Origin of the sequence: Ottowia sp. (genome assembly GCF_046348305.1) — a bacterium.
Classification (GTDB): Bacteria; Pseudomonadota; Gammaproteobacteria; order Burkholderiales; family Burkholderiaceae_C; genus Ottowia.
The window spans coordinates 311,428-329,074 of the sequence record NZ_JAXMEM010000004.1 but is presented as its reverse complement, the minus strand read 5'-3'; the positions used below and the strand labels follow the sequence as shown (position 1 = coordinate 329,074).

Annotated in this window: 14 protein-coding genes and 1 pseudogene; 5 read left to right on the top strand and 10 right to left on the bottom strand. The window is 68.4% G+C overall.

Annotated features, from left to right (window positions below; all coding sequences use genetic code 11):
• Positions 1 to 56: 56 nt before the first annotated feature.
• The 4 genes and pseudogenes from U1F38_RS05725 to U1F38_RS05710 all read left to right on the top strand — a co-directional run.
• Positions 57 to 1,512: pseudogene (locus U1F38_RS05725) on the top strand (alkyl/aryl-sulfatase); the annotation flags it as partial.
• A complete protein-coding gene (locus U1F38_RS05720; RefSeq protein ID WP_409986157.1) occupies positions 1,504 to 1,995 on the top strand; it encodes an alkyl sulfatase C-terminal domain-containing protein in 492 nt (163 codons plus the stop codon). The pseudogene U1F38_RS05725 and the gene U1F38_RS05720, both read left to right, overlap by 9 nt.
• 192 nt (positions 1,996 to 2,187) lie before the next feature.
• Positions 2,188 to 3,795 carry a GMC family oxidoreductase gene (locus U1F38_RS05715; protein WP_409986080.1) on the top strand — a complete coding sequence of 536 codons (1,608 nt, stop codon included), beginning with the start codon at positions 2,188 to 2,190 and terminating at the stop codon, positions 3,793 to 3,795.
• A gap of 19 nt (positions 3,796 to 3,814) precedes the next feature.
• Positions 3,815 to 6,118 (top strand): arylsulfatase, encoded by a 2,304-nt coding sequence (locus U1F38_RS05710; protein WP_409986079.1) that lies wholly within the window; start codon positions 3,815 to 3,817, stop codon positions 6,116 to 6,118.
• A gap of 20 nt (positions 6,119 to 6,138) precedes the next feature.
• Here the strand turns inward: U1F38_RS05710 and U1F38_RS05705 are convergent, their stop codons facing one another.
• The 9 genes from U1F38_RS05705 to U1F38_RS05665 form a co-directional block, all read right to left on the bottom strand.
• Complete coding sequence (locus tag U1F38_RS05705; protein ID WP_409986156.1) at positions 6,139 to 7,257, bottom strand: ABC transporter substrate-binding protein; 1,119 nt, start codon at positions 7,255 to 7,257, stop codon at positions 6,139 to 6,141.
• Between the two features lie 73 nt (positions 7,258 to 7,330).
• Complete coding sequence (locus U1F38_RS05700) at positions 7,331 to 8,062, bottom strand: SDR family NAD(P)-dependent oxidoreductase (RefSeq protein ID WP_409986078.1); 732 nt, start codon at positions 8,060 to 8,062, stop codon at positions 7,331 to 7,333.
• A complete protein-coding gene (locus U1F38_RS05695; RefSeq protein WP_409986077.1) occupies positions 8,059 to 8,880 on the bottom strand; it encodes a cyclase family protein in 822 nt (273 codons plus the stop codon). Before U1F38_RS05695 ends, U1F38_RS05700 begins: the two co-directional genes overlap by 4 nt.
• Positions 8,881 to 8,882: 2 nt before the next feature.
• Positions 8,883 to 10,136 carry an SDR family NAD(P)-dependent oxidoreductase gene (locus tag U1F38_RS05690; RefSeq protein WP_409986076.1) on the bottom strand — a complete coding sequence of 418 codons (1,254 nt, stop codon included), beginning with the start codon at positions 10,134 to 10,136 and terminating at the stop codon, positions 8,883 to 8,885.
• Positions 10,133 to 11,311 carry a thiolase family protein gene (locus U1F38_RS05685; RefSeq protein WP_409986075.1) on the bottom strand — a complete coding sequence of 393 codons (1,179 nt, stop codon included), beginning with the start codon at positions 11,309 to 11,311 and terminating at the stop codon, positions 10,133 to 10,135. Before U1F38_RS05685 ends, U1F38_RS05690 begins: the two co-directional genes overlap by 4 nt.
• Before the next feature lies 1 nt (position 11,312).
• Positions 11,313 to 12,893 (bottom strand): ATP-dependent acyl-CoA ligase, encoded by a 1,581-nt coding sequence (locus U1F38_RS05680; RefSeq protein WP_409986074.1) that lies wholly within the window; start codon positions 12,891 to 12,893, stop codon positions 11,313 to 11,315.
• Between the two features lie 7 nt (positions 12,894 to 12,900).
• Complete coding sequence (locus tag U1F38_RS05675; RefSeq protein ID WP_409986073.1) at positions 12,901 to 13,383, bottom strand: aromatic-ring-hydroxylating dioxygenase subunit beta; 483 nt, start codon at positions 13,381 to 13,383, stop codon at positions 12,901 to 12,903.
• Complete coding sequence (locus U1F38_RS05670; RefSeq protein ID WP_409986072.1) at positions 13,380 to 14,723, bottom strand: aromatic ring-hydroxylating dioxygenase subunit alpha; 1,344 nt, start codon at positions 14,721 to 14,723, stop codon at positions 13,380 to 13,382. The genes U1F38_RS05675 and U1F38_RS05670 overlap by 4 nt, the downstream gene beginning before the upstream one ends.
• A gap of 23 nt (positions 14,724 to 14,746) precedes the next feature.
• Positions 14,747 to 15,724, bottom strand: a complete 978-nt coding sequence (locus U1F38_RS05665; protein WP_409986071.1) for a PDR/VanB family oxidoreductase — start codon at positions 15,722 to 15,724, stop codon at positions 14,747 to 14,749.
• A gap of 259 nt (positions 15,725 to 15,983) precedes the next feature.
• Between U1F38_RS05665 and U1F38_RS05660 the strand changes: the two genes are divergently transcribed.
• Positions 15,984 to 16,481, top strand: a complete 498-nt coding sequence (locus U1F38_RS05660) for a MarR family winged helix-turn-helix transcriptional regulator (protein WP_409986070.1) — start codon at positions 15,984 to 15,986, stop codon at positions 16,479 to 16,481.
• Positions 16,482 to 16,499: 18 nt separating this feature from the next.
• On the opposite strand, the gene U1F38_RS05655 is transcribed toward U1F38_RS05660, so the two are convergent.
• Entirely contained in the window at positions 16,500 to 17,591 is a 1,092-nt protein-coding gene (locus U1F38_RS05655) for an aminoglycoside phosphotransferase family protein (RefSeq protein ID WP_409986069.1), read from the bottom strand.
• Positions 17,592 to 17,647 lie beyond the last annotated feature (56 nt).

The following is a 17,647-nucleotide window of genomic DNA, read 5'->3' as shown; positions in this document are numbered from 1 at the left end:
TCACCCCAGCCCGCGCCCGCAAGCGAGCGAGGGAGTGCAGCGACAACTGAATCTGAATGGAAATTCTTGCAATGACAGCTTCTTCCTGCGGCGCGCACGCCGCCACCGTCAATTTCCAGCGCCTGGTGGCCCAGTCGCTGCCGCCCGAGGACGGCGAGGACTTCGCCGACGCCCAGCGCGGCTTTGTCGGCACGGTGCCGGAAGCCGACATTCGCCGCCCCGACGGTGGCAGCGTCTGGAACCTGGCGGCCTACGGTTTTCTGGCCGATGTCAGCGTACCCGACACGGTCAACCCAAGCCTGTGGCGCCAGGCGCGGCTGAACCAGGTGCACGGCCTGTTCAAGGTCACGGAGCGCATATACCAGGTGCGCGGCTTCGATATCGCCAACATCACCTTCATCGAGACCGACAGCGGTGTGATCGCGTTCGACGCGCTGACCTGTGCCGAGACCGCCGCCGCGGCGCTGGCACTGTATCGTCAGCACCGCGGCGAGCGGCCGCTGCACACGGTGATCTACAGCCACAGCCATGCCGACCACTTTGGCGGTGTGCATGGGCTGATCAGCGAGGACGACGTGCGCGCCGGCCGCGTGCAAGTGATCGCGCCGGCCGGTTTCATGCATCACGCCGTGGCCGAGAACGTGATTGCCGGCGTGGCCATGGCGCGGCGCGCGCAGTTTCAGTTTGGCCACACGCTGCCGGTGGGGCCGCAGGGCCAGGTCGATTCGGGCCTGGGCAAGAACATGCCGCGCGGGCGGCCCGGCCTGATCGCGCCCACGCGCGAGATCAGCCAGGCGCACGAGGTGCTGGTGATCGACGGCCTGGAGCTGGAGTTCCAGCTCACGCCCGAGTCCGAGGCGCCCGCCGAGATGCACCTGTTCATCCCGTCGGAGCGCGCGCTGAATCTGGCCGAGAACGCCACCCACACCCTGCACAACCTGTGCCCTCTGCGCGGCGCCAAGGTGCGCGACTCGCTGGCCTGGTCCAAGTACCTGTACCAGGCGTTGCAGCGCTACGGCGACCGCACCGACGTCATCCTGGCGCAGCACCACTGGCCGACCTGGGGCAACGAGCAAGCCCGACGCTTTCTGACCGAGCAGCGCGACCTATATCGCGTACTGCACGACCAGACCGTGCGCCTGATGAACCACGGCCTGAAGGCCGCCGAGATCGCCGAGGGCCTGAAGCTGCCCGAGGCCATCACCCAGCGCTGGCACGCACGCGGCTACTACGGCACGGTGTCGCGGCTGTTCGCCAAGGCCATCGTGCAGCACTACCTGAGCTGGTACGACGCGCACCGCCAACCTGCAACACGCCGCGCCGATGCCGGCCGCGCGCAAGACCATTGACTACATGGGCGGGGCTGCGGCCGTGCTGGCTCATGCACGCGCCGACTTCGAGCGCGGCGAATTTCGCTGGGTGGCCCAGGTGATGCAGCAGCTGGCCTACGCCGAGCCGGACAACCTGGATGCGCGCGAGCTGGCCGCGCAGGCACTGGAGCAGATGGGCTACCAGGCCGAGTCGGCCACCTGGCGCAACGCCTTTTTGCTGGGTGCGCACGAATATCGTGCGGGCCCGCCCGAGCCCACGCAGGCCGCTGCCGGCGGCGCCATGCTGGGGGCGCTCAGCAACGAGCAATTGTTCGACACGCTGGCCATCCGCCTCAACGCGCCGCGCGCCGGGGGCGCGGCCTTTACCCTGGGCTGGCACTTCAAGGACAGCGGCGAACATTGGCTTTGCATCCTGTCCAACGGCGCGCTCAGCAGCCTGCGCGTCGATGCGCCCGAGGCGCTGGCCGGCGCCGAGCTGCGCATCAGCACCGACCGCGCCACGCTCAACGCCGTGCTGCAGCAGCGCATCGAGCCCATGCAGGCCCTGATCGAGGGCAAGCTCGTGCTCGAAGGGCAGATGGCGCTGCTGGCGCGCTTGTTCGGCTACCTCGATCGCTTCAGCGGCAGTTTCCCGGTCGTCGATGCAGCGGCCTGGCCGGCTTGATATGAAACACCCCCAGTCTCCACACGCTGCGCGTTGTTCCGCCCACCCCCTGAAGGGGGCATCGCCAGTGACCGGGGAAACCCCGACCACGGCGATCGCGGGTTTGACCTGCTCCGCGGTCACTGGCCTCCTTGGGTTTGCATCGTTGCCGGTGGTGCGTCGCGCAAAGAATGACTTCAACGTACAACGGCCATGAACTCGCAAGACCTTGAATTCGACTACGTGATCGTCGGCGGTGGCTCGGCTGGCTGCGTGCTGGCCGGGCGCCTCACGGAGGATCCGAACTGCCGCGTGGCCTTGATCGAAGCCGGCCCCAGCGATGACAGCAAACTGGTGCGCGTGCCGGCGCTGTTGGGCGCCACCGTGTCCACCCACCGCCTGAACTGGGCGTATGACACGGTGCCGCAGGCGGGGCTGAACGGCCGGCGCGGCTACCAGCCGCGCGGCAAGGTGCTGGGCGGCAGCTCGTCCATCAACGCCATGGTCTACATCCGCGGCCACGCCAGCGACTACGACGACTGGGCCGCCGCCGGCTGCAGCGGCTGGTCGTATGACGAGGTACTGCCCTACTTCAAGCGCAGCGAGGGCTGCCTGGCCCCTGGGCTGGACGCGCGCTGGCATGGACGGCAGGGGCCGCTCAAGGTCTCGGCCCTGGTGTCGCCCAACGCCTTCGACCAGCACTTCCTGGATGCCGCCCAGGAGTGCGGCTATCCGCTCAATGGCGACTTCAACGGCGCCGAGCAGGAGGGCGTGGGCCTGTTTCACGTCACGCAGGCGGGCGGCGAGCGCTGCAATGCCGCACGCGCCTATCTGGCGCCGGCGATGAAGCGGTCGAATCTCACCGTGCTGCTGGAATCGACCGCGCTGCGCCTGCTGTTCGAGGGTGATCGCGCCTGCGGCGTGGAGATCGCGCAGGGCGGGGCCAAGCGCCCGCTGCGGGCCCGTGCCGAGGTCATCGTGGCGGCCGGCGCCTTCGGCAGTCCGCAGCTCTTGCAACTCTCGGGCATCGGCGACGCGCCGGCGCTGCAGGCCTTGGGCATCGCATCACGCCTGCACCGCCCCGGCGTGGGCGCCAACCTGCAAGACCACCCCGACTGCCTGATCTCGCGCCGTGTGGGCGACCCGCGCCTATTCGGCACCAGCCTGCCCGGCCTGTGGAAGCTGTGGGGCCAGTGGCGCCAGTACCAGCGCGAGCGCACCGGTATGTTCACCACCAACTTTGCCGAGAGCGGGGGCTTTATCCGCACACTGCCAACGCTCACACGCCCGGACGTGCAATGGCACTTCGTCACCGCCATGGTGGACGACCACGGCCGGCGCAAGCACCGCGGCCACGGTTTCAGCCTGCACGCCTGCGTGCTGCGTCCGCGCTCGCGCGGCAGCGTGCGCTTGGCCAGTGCCGAGCCCCATGCTGCGCCGCTGATCGACCCCGCTTTTCTGACCGACCCGCAGGACGTGGCCACGCTGCGCCGTGCCTACCGCGCCACCGTGGCACTGCTGGCAACGCGCGCGCTGGCGCCGCACGCCGGCCAGGCCCTGTACCCGCTGCCGGCCGACGAAGACGCCGCCATCGACGCCTACCTGCGCCGGCGCGTGGACACCATCTACCACCCCGTGGGCACCTGCCGCATGGGCAGCGACGCGCAGGCGGTACTCGACCCGCAACTGCGCGTGCGCGGCCTGCACGGCCTGCGCGTGGTCGATGCCAGTGTCATGCCCACCCTGGTGGGAGGCAACACCAACGCACCCACGATCATGATCGCCGAGAAAGCGGTGGACCTGATTCGCTCCAGGGCTTGAATTCAAGAAAGGCTCAGTCATGTCCACAACGCAATCGAACCCCGGCGCCCCGCGCATCGGCCGCACCATCGCCGACTCCATCCCCTTCTGGCCTGAAGCGCCCAAGCGCCCCGCCGGCGCGCCCAACATCCTGGTCGTGCTGTTCGACGACGTGGGCTTTTCGGATTTCGGCTGCTATGGCTCCAGCATCCGCACGCCGCACATTGATGCATTGGCGGGACAGGGCCTGCGCTACACCGGCTTTCACACCACGGCCATGTGCTCCACCACGCGTGCGGCGCTGCTGACGGGGCGTAACCACCACGCCGTGGGCATGGGATGCCTGGCCAACTTCGACAGCGGTTTTCCAGGCTACCGCGGCATAATCAGTCCGGCGGCCGGCACCCTGGCCGAGATGCTGCGCCCCCACGGCTGGCGCAACTACATGGTGGGCAAATGGCACGTCACGCCGGTATCGCAGACGGGACCCACCGGGCCTTTCGACGGCTGGCCGCTGCGCCGCGGCTTCGATCGCTACTACGGCTTCATGGACGCCGAGACCGACCAATACGCGCCCGAGCTGGTGCGTGACAACACCCACGTCGATGCCCCCGGCACATTCGACAAGGGCTACCACCTGAGCGCCGACCTGGTGAACGAAGCCATTCGCATGCTGGCCGATCACCAGGCCGACGACCCCGATGCGCCCTGGCTGATGTGGCTGGCCTTGGGCGCCTGCCACGCGCCGCACCAGGCACCGCGCGATCTCATCCTGAGCTACGACGCGCAATTTGCCCACGGCTGGGACGTGGAGCGCGAGCAACGCCTGGCACGGCAAAAGGCCCTCGGCATCGTGCCGCCGAACACCGAGCTGCCCCCGCGCAACGACGGCGTGCCGCCCTGGGCCGACCTGGGCGAGCCGGAGCGGCGTGTGTTCACCCGTCTGCAGTCGGCCTACGCCGCGATGCTGGAACACGCCGACACCCAAATCGGCCGCCTGATGGCGTTCCTCGATTCCGCCCATCTGCGCGAGGACACGCTGGTGCTGGTGCTGTCCGACAACGGCGCCAGCCAGGAGGGCGGGCCGCTGGGCTTCGTTAATGCCATGGGACCCTACAACCTCAAGCCTGAGGACATGGCAGAGAAGCTGCGCCGCATCGACGACATCGGCGGGCCCGACACGCACAGCAATTTTCCGCAAGGCTGGGCCATGGCGTCCAATACACCCCTCAAGCGCTACAAGCAGAACACGCACGGCGGCGGCATACGCGACCCGCTGGTGCTGTCCTGGCCCGGCGGCATGGCCGCGCGCGGCGAGCTGCGCCACGGCTTCTGGCACGCGCGCGACCTGCTGCCCACGCTGCTGGACGTGTGTGGTGTGGCGGCTCCCGACGCCGTCGACGGCGTGGCGCAGTTGCCCATCACCGGCGAGAGCTGGCGCGCCACGCTGGGGCACGCCAACGCGCCGGGCCGCCAGGGCCCGCAGTACTTCGAGATGTTCGGCCACCGCGGCATCTGGCACGAAGGCTGGAAGGCCGTGACCTGGCACGCATCCGACACCGCCTTCGACGCCGACCGCTGGGAGCTCTATCACCTGGCCGGGGATTTCTCGGAGTGTCACGACCTGGCAAGCGCCGAGCCTGAGCGCTTGGCCCAGCTACAAGCCCTGTGGTGGCAAGAGGCCGAGGCCAACCAGGTGCTGCCGCTGGACGAGCGCTTCGGTGCGCGCTTTGCCGAGAACGCGCGCCGCGTACAGGGGGCGCGCACGCAGTTTGTCTTTCATCCCGGGATGGGACACCTGCCCACCGACGTGGCGCCCGACGTGCGCTCGCGCGGCTACGACATCGTGGCTGACGTGCTGATTCCGCCCGAAGGCGCCGAGGGCGTGCTGATTGCCCACGGCGACGCCACCTCGGGCTACGCGCTGTACCTGCAAGGCGGCCATCTGGTGCACGACATCAACATCGGCGGCTTGCACCAGGTGCTGCGCTCCGACCGCCCCGTGCCGCCCGGGCGCCATCGCCTGGGCTATTGCATGCAGCTGGGCCCGATGGTGCTGACGCCGCCCATTCATGGCCTGGGCCGGGTGGTGGTGCCATCCAGCCGCACCGGCAGCCTGTGGATCGACGGCGAGCCGGCGGGCAAACTGGCCTACAAGGCCGGCTTCACTTCGCTCATCTCGTGGTCAGGCCTGGACATTGGACGCGACCGCGCCAGTCCGGTGTCGCACTACACCGCGCCGTTCGAATTCACGGGACGCCTGGTCCGGGTGACGATGACGCTGCAGCCGCAGCAAGACCTGGCTGGCGGCGCCGTCGGGCAGGCGGAGATGGCGCGGCAGTAGGCGCCGCGCCGCCGGCGGTTTTACTTCAGCAGCCTGAACTGACCGTCCTTGACGGTGATGAGTTCGCGCCCACGCTCGTCGAAGCCGCTGTGATCCTGCGGCGTCATGTTGTAGACGCCCTGGGTGCCCACCAGCTCCTTGGTTTGCTCCAGCGCGTCACGCAGCGCGGCGCGGAACTCCTTGGTGCCGGGCTTGCCGGCCTTTTCAGCCTTGGGCACGGCGTTGGCCAGCAGCAGGCCGGCGTCGTACACGTTGGCGCCAAAGGTGGCTGGGGCCTCGCCATACAGCTTCTTGTAGGCGTCGATGTACTGCGTGGCGATCTTCTTTGACGGATTGCTGTCGGGCACCTCGGGCAGCACCAGCATCAGGCTGGCGGCCATGATGGTGCCTTCCACCTTCTTGCCGCCCAGCTTGATGAAGGCCGGCAGCGCCGCGCCGTGGGTCTGGTAGATCGGGCCTGTGTAGCCGCGATCCACCAGGGTGGCCTGGGGCAGCACGGTCGGCCCGCCGGCAGCGGCGATGAGAATGGCGTCGGGCTTGGCCGCGATGAGTTTGAGCGCCTGCCCGGTGACGGAGTTGTCGCTGCGTGCAAAGCGCTCGGTGGCGACGATGTTGATGCCGTGCTGCTTGGCCAGGGCGCTGGCCACGCGATACCAGTTCTCGCCATAGGGGTCGGACAGGCCGATGAAGCCCAAGGTCTTCACGCCCGTCTTGCTCATCTGGTCGAACAGCGCGGCGGCGATGATGTCGTCGTTCTGCGTGGTCTTGAACACCCATTTTTTCTTGTCGTCCATGGGCTGCACCACGGCGGCCGTGCCCACCGGCGCCAGCATGGGCACGCCGGCCTCGGCGATGAACTGGATCACGCCCATGGCGTTGGGTGAGCCGCTGGGGCCAATCAGCGCATCGACTTTTTGCTCGTCCAGCAGCTTGCGCACGTCGGTCACGGTCTGCGTCGGGTCGCTGGCGTCGTCCAGGCCGATGTATTCGACCGTCAGGTCGCCGATCTTCTTGGGCAGCAGGGCGATGCTGTTCTTCTGGGGGATGCCGACGAAGGACGTGGGGCCGGTGGCCGAATAGATCACGCCTACCTTCATCTGGGCCATGGCGGCGGCGCAACCGAGGCCCAGGGCGGTCATCAGCGCGGTTTGCTTGAAGAATCGGGTCAGTCGCATGGGGTTTGTCTCCGGGTTGGTTGGTGCGATTGCGGGATCAGATGGTAAGGGTGCCCACGCTGGCGCCGCCGCAGACGTACAGCGTCTGGCCGGTGACGAAGCTGTTGGCCGGGTCGGCAAAAAACATCACGGCGCGCGTGACGTCGTCGGGCCGGCCGATGCGGCCCACGGGAATGTTGGCGGCCAGCTTCTGCTCGCGCTCGCTGTCGGCGGGCACCACGTCGTAAAACATGGGGGTCTGGATGGGGCCGGGCGCCACCACGTTGACCGTGATGCCCTTGGGCGCCAGCTCCAGCGCCCAAGTGCGTGCCATGCCGATCATGCCGGCCTTGGTGGCCGAGTAGTTGGTGCGCGTGGCCAGGCCCAGCGCGCCGCGCGAGGACATCAGCACCACGCGGCCGAAGCCGCCTTGCTCCATGCACGGCAGCACGGCCTGCATCAGGGTCAGCGCCGCGCCCAGATGGATTTGCGTCAGGCCCTGCAGTTCGTCCATCGTGGCGTCTTGCAGCAGGTGCGGCCAGATCACGCCGGCGTTGTGGATGAAGTGCGTGACCGCAAAGCGCGCCGCCACCTCCTGCGCGGCCTGCCGGGTCGCGGCGGGGTCGAGCAGATCGACGTTCAGGTTGCTCAGGCGCGGGTGGCTCCACTCGGGCGCGCGCCGCGCCAGGCTGATGACTAGATAACCCTCGTCCAGCATGCGCCGGCAGATGTCGGCGCCGATGCCGGCTGAGCCGCCGGTGACGAGGGCGGTATGGGGCGCTTGGCTCATCTCGATGCTCCGTTGTCGGCCACCAGCGCGATCACGCGCAGCGGGCTGCCGCTGCCGTGTTCGATCTTGAGCGGTGCAGCCACGATCAGCGCGCCGGTGGGTGGCAACTGGTCCAGGTTGGCCAGGCATTGCAGGCCGTATTTGCCCGCTCCGTGCATCAGCGTGTGGCAGGGGTAGGGCGGGCGCAGGTGCGCGGCCTGGCCGGCGTCGGTGCCGATGGTCTCCGAGCCATAGCCCAGCACGTCGCGCTGCTCCACCAGAAAGCGCACCGCCTCGACGCTGGGGCCGGGCGTGTGCTGGCCGGTGGCGTCGAAGTTCTGGTAAGCGCGCGCGTCGCGCCGGCGGCTCCAGTGCTGCGACCAGTCGGTGCGCATCAGCACCCAGGCGCCGGCCGGAATGCGGCCGTGCGCGGCCTCGAAGGACTCGATGTCGGCCACCGTCATCAGGTAGTCGGCGTCACGCGCGGCCTGCGCGCTGCAATCGATCACGCAGGCCGGGGCGATGAAGTGCGCCGGCGGCACGGCGTCCACCGCATTGCCCGGCCGGTCGCGTCCGGTGATCCAGTGGATGGGCGCGTCGAAGTGGGTACCCGTGTGTTCGCTGCACGAGATGTTGTTCCAGTACCAGCTGGCGCCGCGCGCGTCGTAGGCCGACACCTGCTCGATGCGAAAGCCCTGGCACTGGCCCAGCTCGGGCGGCAGGGCCAGCGTGGGGAAGTCGGTGCTCAGCGCGTGCGACAGATCGACGATGCGGATCTGGCCCGCGAGCAGGCTTTGCGCAAAGGCACCGAGCAGATCCTGGGAGGGCGCGTGCGTCATGGTCAGGATCCTCCTGCCGCCAGCTCGCGCTCAAGCACCTTGGGGTTGTCGCGCCAGCGTGCCAGCCAGTCCTGCGCGATGTCGCCCGGGTAGACGTCCTCGACGCCATCGCGCAGCGCCTTGACGATGGCGCTGGCCAGGGCCTGGGGCGCCAGTTTGGGCGGCGGCACGTTCTGGCTCCATTCGTCGTCGAGGGGGCCGGGAAAGACATTGAGCACGCGAACCCCGGCGGCGCGCAGTTCGGCGCGCAGGCATTGCGCGAGCGACAGCGCCGCCGCCTTGGAGGCCGAGTAGGTGCCCTCCGGCGGATGGTTGCTGAGCGCGCAGATTGACAGCAGGTTGACCCAGGCCGTGGCGTGCGTGGCGCCATCGGCCGCGCGCGCCATGAGCACGGGGCCAAAGGCCTGGGCCAGGCGCAGCAGACCCAGGTAGTTGACCTCCATCTCCTCGCGCGCCACTTCGGTGCCGGCACGCCCCCCGATGCCATGGCGGCGATGCAGCTCGGCCGTGTTGATGACGATATCGACCTTGGCGCCGATCAGCGCGGCCAGCTCCTGCACCGAGCGCTCGTCGCGCACGTCCAGATCAACCACGCTGACCTGGGGCAGCCGGGCCAGTTCGGCAAAGCCCGCCGGCTGCTTCCAGGGCTCGGCCTGGCCGACCCAGATCAGGTCGGCGCCGGCCTTGGCCAGGGCGCGCACCACGGCCTGGCCCACGGGCGACTTGCCGTCGGTGACCAGCACCTTGCGAAACTTCGGGTCGCTGGCCATTTCGCGCAGCATCGGGTCATCGGCCATGTGCTCCGATCCTTTCTCCGGAAATCCGATCAACACCGCCTGGCCGGCGCGGTCCAGTCGCACGCCCACGCGCACCCGGCTGGGCGCGGCGCCGACTTCGCCATGCAGATGCACCATCGCGCTGGGGCCGGCGTCCAGCCGCACCATGCCCAGGCGCCAAGGCAGGCGCTCGCGGAAATACAGGTCGTTGCTGTGCGACAGCGTGGTCTCGGTCAGCAACTCGCCCGCGCCGGTCTGGTCCTGCCAACGCAGCGCGGGGGACAGACATTGATGGCACGCCTCGCGCGGTGGATATTGCGTGGCGCCACATTCGCTGCACACCTGGAGCATGAAGCGCCCCTCGGCCGCGGCAGCGGTCAGGCCCAGCGCCACGCGTCCGCGCGCGGCGGGCGGCAGGTTCATCTGCGGCGTGCGCAGGAGCGGGTTCTTGCGCGGGGGCTTGGCGAAGGCCTGGGTCATGCGCTGGCCTCCAGGATCACCGCCCCGGTGCACAGGCAGCGGTCATAAGTCACCATGCCAAAGCCGGCCACCAGGCCGCGGCGCGCGCCCGGCACGGCGCGGGCACCGGCCTGGCCCGTGAGCTGGCGAATGGTTTCGGTCATGCCGATGAAGCCGCCGGCCGCACCGGCCTGCCCGCTCGAAAGCTGCGCGCCGCCGGTGTTTTGCGGAAAGTCGCCCGAAAAGCGCAGATCGTGCGCGCGCACGAAATCGGGGCCTTCACCCTTGGCGCAAAAGCCCAGGTCCTCGAACTGCATCATCACGATCACCGGGTAGTCGTCGTAGGTTTGCAGCACATCGATGTCGGCGGGCCGCATGCCGGCCTGGGCGTACAGGTCTTCGCGATCCATGGCCCAGCCGCCGCGCACCATCACCGGGTCCGCGCTGAAGGCGTTGTGCCGCTCGATGGCGCCGCGCAGCAGCACGTGCGGCAGGCCCAGATCGCGCGCCCGCTCGGGCGCCATCACCAAAAACGCCTCGGCGCCGGCGCAGGGCATCACGCAGTCGAACAGGTGGATCGGCGCGGCCACCGGGCGTGCGGCCATGTATTGCTCCAGGCTCAAAGGCGTCTTGAACAAGGCGTTGGGGTTGGCCAGGGCGTTGGCGCGCTGCGCCACCGCGATGCGGCCGAAGTCCTCGCGCCGCGCGCCGTACTGGCGCATGTAGTGCGCGGTGATGAAGGCGAACATCGAGTTCGGCCCGCCCGCGCCATAGGGGTAGCTGGCGTCGCGCGCGAAGTCGCTGAAGGCGCCCAGCGTGTGGCGAAACGAATCGACGTGGTTGGTGTCGGCCGCCACGCAGGCCACCACCTCGGCGTCGCCGCACTGCACGGCGCGTGCCGCGCGGCGCAGCGCCATCACGCCCGAGGCGCCGCCGGTGGGGATGTGATCGAGCCAGCGCGGCGACAGGCCCAGGTGCTGCGTCACGCCGACGGCCGTATCGGGTGCCAGCGAAAAGCTGCTGACCGTCAGGCCGTCGATCTGCGCCTTGTCCAGCCCCGAGCCCTGTACCAGCGCGCGCATCGCCTGCCCCACGTACCAGTGGGCGCCGTGGATGGAGTAGCGCTCGTAGGGCACCGTGACGGGCGCGGTGAGCGCCACGCCTTCATAGCCCTTGCGTTTGAGATAGGCCGTCATCTCAACGCTTGACGGTGATGCCGGCCGCCTCGCGGTCCCAGGTGGTGGCGGTCACGCCGCGCTCGCGCAGCTTGAATTTCTGGATCTTGCCGTTTTCGGTGGTGGGCAGCTCCTTCATGAATTCGAGAAAGCGCGGCACGGCGAAATAGGCCATGCGTGGCTCGCAAAAGCGGATCAATTCCACTGCATCGAGGGTCATGCCTTCGCGCGGCACCAGCGCGGCCATCACTTCGTCCTCGGCCAGCTCGCTGCGCACAGGGAAGACCGCGGCCAGCGCCACGGCCGGGTGGCTGAGCAGTACCTGCTCGACCTCGTAGGAGGAAATGTTTTCGCCCCGGCGGCGGATGGCGTCCTTCAGGCGGTCGAGGAAGGTGTAGAAGCCGTCGGCGTCGCGCACCACGCGGTCGCCGGTGTGAAACCACAGGTTGCGCCACGCCTCCACCGTCTTGTCGGGCATGCCGAAGTAGCCGGAGGCGAAGGCATAGGGTTCGTCGGCGCGAAGCAGCAGCTCGCCCGCCGTGCCGTCGGGCACGGCTTCATCGAATTCATCGGCAACGCGCGCCTGAAAGCCAGGCACCACGCGGCCCATGCTGCCGGGCTTCTGCTCGGCATCCAGGCCGATCACGAAGTTGCTTTCGGTCGAGCCGTAGCCGTCCAGCAAGGTCATGCCAAAGCGCTGGCTGAAGGCGTCGTGAAAGCGCGTGGGAATGGCCGGCGCCAGGGCAATGCGCACGCGGTGCGCGCGGTCTTCGGGCGAGGGCTCGCGCGACAGCAGAATGGGAACCATCGCGCCCAGCACGTAGGTGACGGTGGCCTGGTGGCGCACCAGGGCCGGCCAGAAGTCGGAGGCCGAAAAGCGCTTTTGCACCACCAGCGTGGAGCCCGTCAGCAGGGCCTGGAAGAAGGCATTGAGCGCGTTGGTATGAAACAGCGGCAGGGTGGTGAGCAGCACCTCGCCGTCGCGCAGACCCAGCAGCTGGCTGGAGTAGCGGCTCCACCAGTAGTACTGCGCGTGCGGGCAGCACACGCCCTTGGACAGACCCGTGGTACCCGAGGTGTAGAGGATGGCCAGGGTGTCGCCCGGGCCGATGGCGGCGGCGTCGGCCCGGGCATCGCCCAGCGCGGGCATGGGCTGGGCCGCGGCATCGGCGCAGGCATCGATGCTCCAGATGCGCTCCAGCGGCAGCGCGGTGCGATCGGTCAGCGCCAGCAACGCGGGCAGGGTTTCAGCCTCGCCGATGAACAGGCGCGCGCCCGAGTTGGCCAGGATGTGGCGCAGGTTGGTGCCGCGCGCGGCGGTGTTGATGGGCACCGTGACGGCGCCGACCCAGGCGCAGCCCAGAAACACCTGCAAAAACTCGGTCCGGTTGCCGCACATCAGCGCCACGCGGTCGCCGGGGCCGATGCCCTGCGCCTGCAAGAGCGCGCCCATGCGTTGCGCGGTGGCCAGCGCCTGCGCGTAACTCCAGCGGCTGTCCTCGGTGGCCAGCAGAGTGCGCTCGGCAAAGCGGGCGCACTGGTGCGCCAGCATGGCGGGCAGGGTGCGCTCGGCGGGCGCAAAGGCGGCGATGGCGTCGGTCACGCGACCCTCACATGAAGAGCTGGATGTTGGGCAGGGCCGCGTCGCAGTTCAGCAGGTCCACGCGCTTGAGCTGGATGCGCAACTGGCCACCCTGCTGCACCAGATCGTGCGTGGCCCAGCCGGCAAACAGCGACTGCTCGTCCAAGCGCGTCTCGACGTAGTGAAAGGCGGTGCGGCAGCGGTAGGTGCCGGCCGTGTCGTCGCGGGCGATCACGCGCGGCGCCTGCAGCAGGTGATGGCAGCGCGTGTGCGGCTGCTGCGAGAAGGTGCGCTTGCCGAAGAAGCGCTCGACGCGAATCTTCAGCAGCATCTTGTCCTCGTACATCAGCGAGCCCTGCAAGATGGGGTCGGTCTGGCCGTGGGTGAGCGGCATCCAGTAGTGGCCATCGTCGGTGAACAGCGCTTCCCAGTCTTGCAGTTGCAGCGCATCGATCAGCTCGGCTTCGCGGTAGATGAAGTCGATGAGCTGGGCATCGGTGATCGTGTTCATGTTGCGCTCCCTTGGGGCTGCTCGCTCATGCCGACGGTCATGTAGTGCGCCCAGGCGCGCATCTGGTTGCGCATCTGCAGCTCGTTGGTACCGTTGGTCTCGAAGTGCGCGGCGTCGCGCGGCTCGCCCGCGTCGTACAGGCGGCACAGGTTCATCCAGTCGCGGCCGCGGCTGTGCAGGGCCTCCTGCGCGCGCTCGTAGACCTCGGTGTCGTCGTGCGCCACCACCGAGGTGGGCGCGTTGATCAGGCGGTTGTACATCAGCGTGCGCTCGAGCAGCAGGTCGGGCGCGCCGACCAGCCGAAAGGTCCAGGACTCCACCAGGGTCTTGTCCACCGCGATGGGCTTGAATACGCGCATGGTCTGCACCGGCCCCTTCATGGTCAGGTTGGGGAAGTAGATGGTGTTGTGCCGGTTCTCGCCCAGGATGGCGTGGGTACGCTCCTCGCCGTAGGCGGCCACCATGGCCTCCTGGTAGCCGGGAATGGCGGAGTAGTCGGAGTGGATGGACTTGCCCACGCCGGTGTGGCCGTGGCCGTTGGGCCACACGCGGATGCCCATTTCCTCGAAGAACTCGTAGGGGCTGACGAAGGGCGTGAACACCTCCACCGCCATGGGTTTGGGCGTGCCGGGTGGGGCCTTGCTCCAGGCCGCTGCCGCCGTGCCGGCCGATGACTCGTGCGCCACCATGGGGTGCGTGGTGTCGGTCTGGTTGTCCACCAGCATCTTCCAGTTGCAGCGGTTGATGTAGCGCAACACGCCGCCGACGACTTGCAGCTTGCCTTCGGGCGAGCGATCGACCATGTTGTCGATGGTGCTGAGCGACTGGCCGAAGAAGTCCTCGAAGGACACGCCCTCCGGGTTCAGGCGGCAGAACACGAAGTCGCGGTACACGTGCACGGCCTGCACCGCGGCCATGCCGCCGCTGGCCTCGCAGCATTCGAGACCGGTGTTCTCGTAACCTTTCTTGAGCGGGATCGACAGCAGCGAGCCGTCGGTCTTGAAGGTCCAGGCGTGGTAGGGGCAGCGAAAGAACTTGCCGGTATTGCCGCAGGTTTCGGCCGCCACCTTGACGCCCTTGTGCGGACAGCGGTTGAACAGCACGCGGATGCTGTCGTCGCTGTGGCGCACCATCACCACGGGCTCGGTGCCGACGGTGGTGGTGTAGAAGTCGCCCTTGTTCGGCACCTGGCTGGCGTGGCCCACGTAGACCCAGGTGTTGGCGAACAGGTGCTCCATCTCCAGCTCGAACAGCTCGGCGTCGATGTAGGTGTCCTTGTGCACCTCCGATTCGCGCACCAGGGCGCGAATGGCGGCGGGGTTGTTGGCATATCGGCCCATGCTTGTCTCCTTGCCGGTGAGGTCTACAAGTCCAGCACCAGGCGGGCCGTCTTGGCACGCGAGATGCAGATCTGGATCAGCTTGCCCGAGGCGCGCTCGCTGTCGCTGAGGAAATAGTCGCGGTGATCGGGCACGCCTTCGAGAACGGTGGCCTGGCAAACGCCGCATTCGCCGCGGCGGCAGTCGAACATGGGGTCGCAACCCGCGGCTTCCATGGCTTCGAGGATGGTCTTGTCGGCCGGCACCTGCAGCGTCATGCCCGAGGCACGCAGCTCGACCTCGAAGGCGGCATCGCCCTGCTGCGCGGTGGCTTCAACGAACAGCTCCACGTGCACATGGTGATCGTCCCAACCGCGCTCGCGGGCAGTCGCAATGGCGGCATTGATCATGCCCTTGGGGCCGCACACGTACAGGTGCTGGTTGGGTTGGCATTGGTCGAGCAGGGCGCCCAGTTCGAGCCGGGTGTCGGCCTCGTCGTCGGCGTGCAGATGCAAGGCCTCGCCACACAGCGCCTTCAGTTCTTTGACCATGGCCAGATGGTCGCGGCTGCGGCTGCTGTAGTGCAGCGCGAAGGGCCGCGCTTGCGCCGTCAGCGCCGCCGCATGGCTGGCAATGGGCGTGATGCCGACGCCGCCGGCAATCAGCACCACCGGGCCTTCGCCGACCTGCGCGGCGTGCAGCGGAAACTCGTTGCGCGGCTCGCCCACGGTGACGGCGTCGCCCACCTTGAGCTGGTGCATCCAGACCGAGCCGCCGCGGCTGGGTTCCTCGCGGCGCACGGCGATCCAGTGGGTGCGCGGTGCGGCCTCCAGGGCCTCGGCGACGGTGAGGTGGACGATGGAGTAGCAGCGCCGCTCGGGCAGGCCCGGCACCATGACTTGCAGGTGCGCGCCCGAGGCCAGCGGTGGCAACGTCTCGCCGCGGGGCGCGACCAGGCCGATGCGATGGATGAGCGGGGTTTCGACGCGAACGTCAGATACCGTCCACGTCTGCGTCGTCATGCCCGTGCTCCGCTGAACGGGGAGCGTTGGCGGGCAGAGGCCTGGGTGCTGGAACGCGTGAGAGTGCCTGATGCTGGGGTGGACATTTCGGTCTCCTGAATCGCAGTATCAATCAATCTGCGCGGGATTGAAATTTAGGGCTGAACACTTTAAATGTCAACGAAATTCATGAAAAATCATGGAAAACCACTAGGCGATACCGACCGATCGATGGCAACGCGGTTGGCCTGATGGCGGACACTGTCGCTATGCTCGGACCATGCCAAGCTCCGCCACGTCCCGACCTCGCCGCACCGCCGCCCCCGCTGGCGCCCAGGTTGCCGCTCCGCCGCGTTTCATCGACGATTACCTGGCTTATCTGCTGGCGCAGGCCAGCCGCCGGGTGTCGGGCCCGTTTCACGGCGAGGTGCAGATGGGCGGCCTTTCCGTCACCGAGTGGCGCGTCCTGGCAGGCCTGTCGGGAGTGCAGCATGAAAGCGTCGGCGCGCTGAGCGAAATCACGCTGACCAAGCAGCCCACGCTCAGCAAGATCATCCAGCGCATGGAGCGCCAGGGCCTGGTGCGGCGCAGCGACACGCCTGTGGATCGACGCCAGACGCTGGTGGCCTTGACGCCCAAGGGCCATGCGCTTGCCGCCGGCTATGTGCAGCGCGCCATGCAGCACCAGCAGCGCGTCCTGCAGCCGCTGGGTGCGCGCAATGCCAGCACGCTCATGCGCGTGCTGCGCCAGCTCATCGATTTGCCCGAATCCCGTTGACGCCAGAGGCGCGGGCCATCACACCCGCCCAAATGCCCAGCCGCTCTCGGCGGCCGTGCCTTCGACTTGATCGACCAGGCGCAGCAGCGGCGCCAGCTCGCGGTAGCGCGCGGCGGTGTGGCGGATGTAGCCGATGAAGCGCGGCGCGTCCTGCAGGTACTTGGCCTTGCCGTCGCGCAGTGTCAGACGGGCAAAGATGCCGGCCACCTTCAGGTGGCGCTGCAGGCCCATCCATTCGACCGCGCGCCAGAAGCTGCCGAAGTCAACGGCCCAGTCCTCGAAATTCATCAGCCCGAGTTTTTTGGCGCGCTCCCAGTAGCGGATGGTGATGTCGAGCACGAACTCCTCGTTCCAGCTCAGGAAGGCGTCGCGCATCAGGCTGGCGATGTCGTAGGTGATGGGTCCGTGCACGGCGTCCTGAAAGTCAAGCACCCCGAGCGCGCCGCCGGCCTCGCCCACCATCAGGTTTCGCGGCATGAAGTCGCGGTGCACGAAGACCTGCGGCGCCGCCAGGTTGCGTGCCACGATGAGGGCAAAGGTCTTGTCCAGCGTCTCGCGCAGCGCGCCTTCGACGGCCACGCCGCGATGGCGCGCCAGGTACCAATCCGGAAACAGTTGCAACTCGCGGCGCAGCAAGGCCTCATCGTAGGGCGGCAGCACGCCGGCGTGCGAGGCCTGCTGCCAAGCCAGCAGGGCGTCCAGCGCCTGCTCGTACAGCGCGCGATTGGCCTGCGGGTGCTCGCGGTCGATCGCGTCCATCATGGTGCGCGCGCCCAGGTCGGTCAGCAGCATGAAGCCGTGGGCCTCGTCCCAGTCAAGCACCTCGGGCGCCTTCAGGCCCGCGCCCTGCATCAGCTGCGCGACCTGCACGAAGGGCGCGCAGTTCTCGTGCGCAGGCGGCGCGTCCATGATGATGCGCGTGCCGCCGGCGGCGGTGTCGATGCGCAGGTAGCGGCGAAAACTGGCGTCGGCCGAGGTCACGCGCACGGTGCCCGGCTGGAGCCCTTGCGGCGCCGCCAGCCGGCCAAGCCAGGCCTCGAAGGCCTGTTGGCGTTGCCGGTCGGCCCAGAGCGGGGTGGGTAAAGTCGAAGGCGGCGGTGCAAGGCTCATGGATAATCGATTTTAGAGCGCGCTTCGGCGCCGACCCCGTTCTTCTCCTGTGTCCG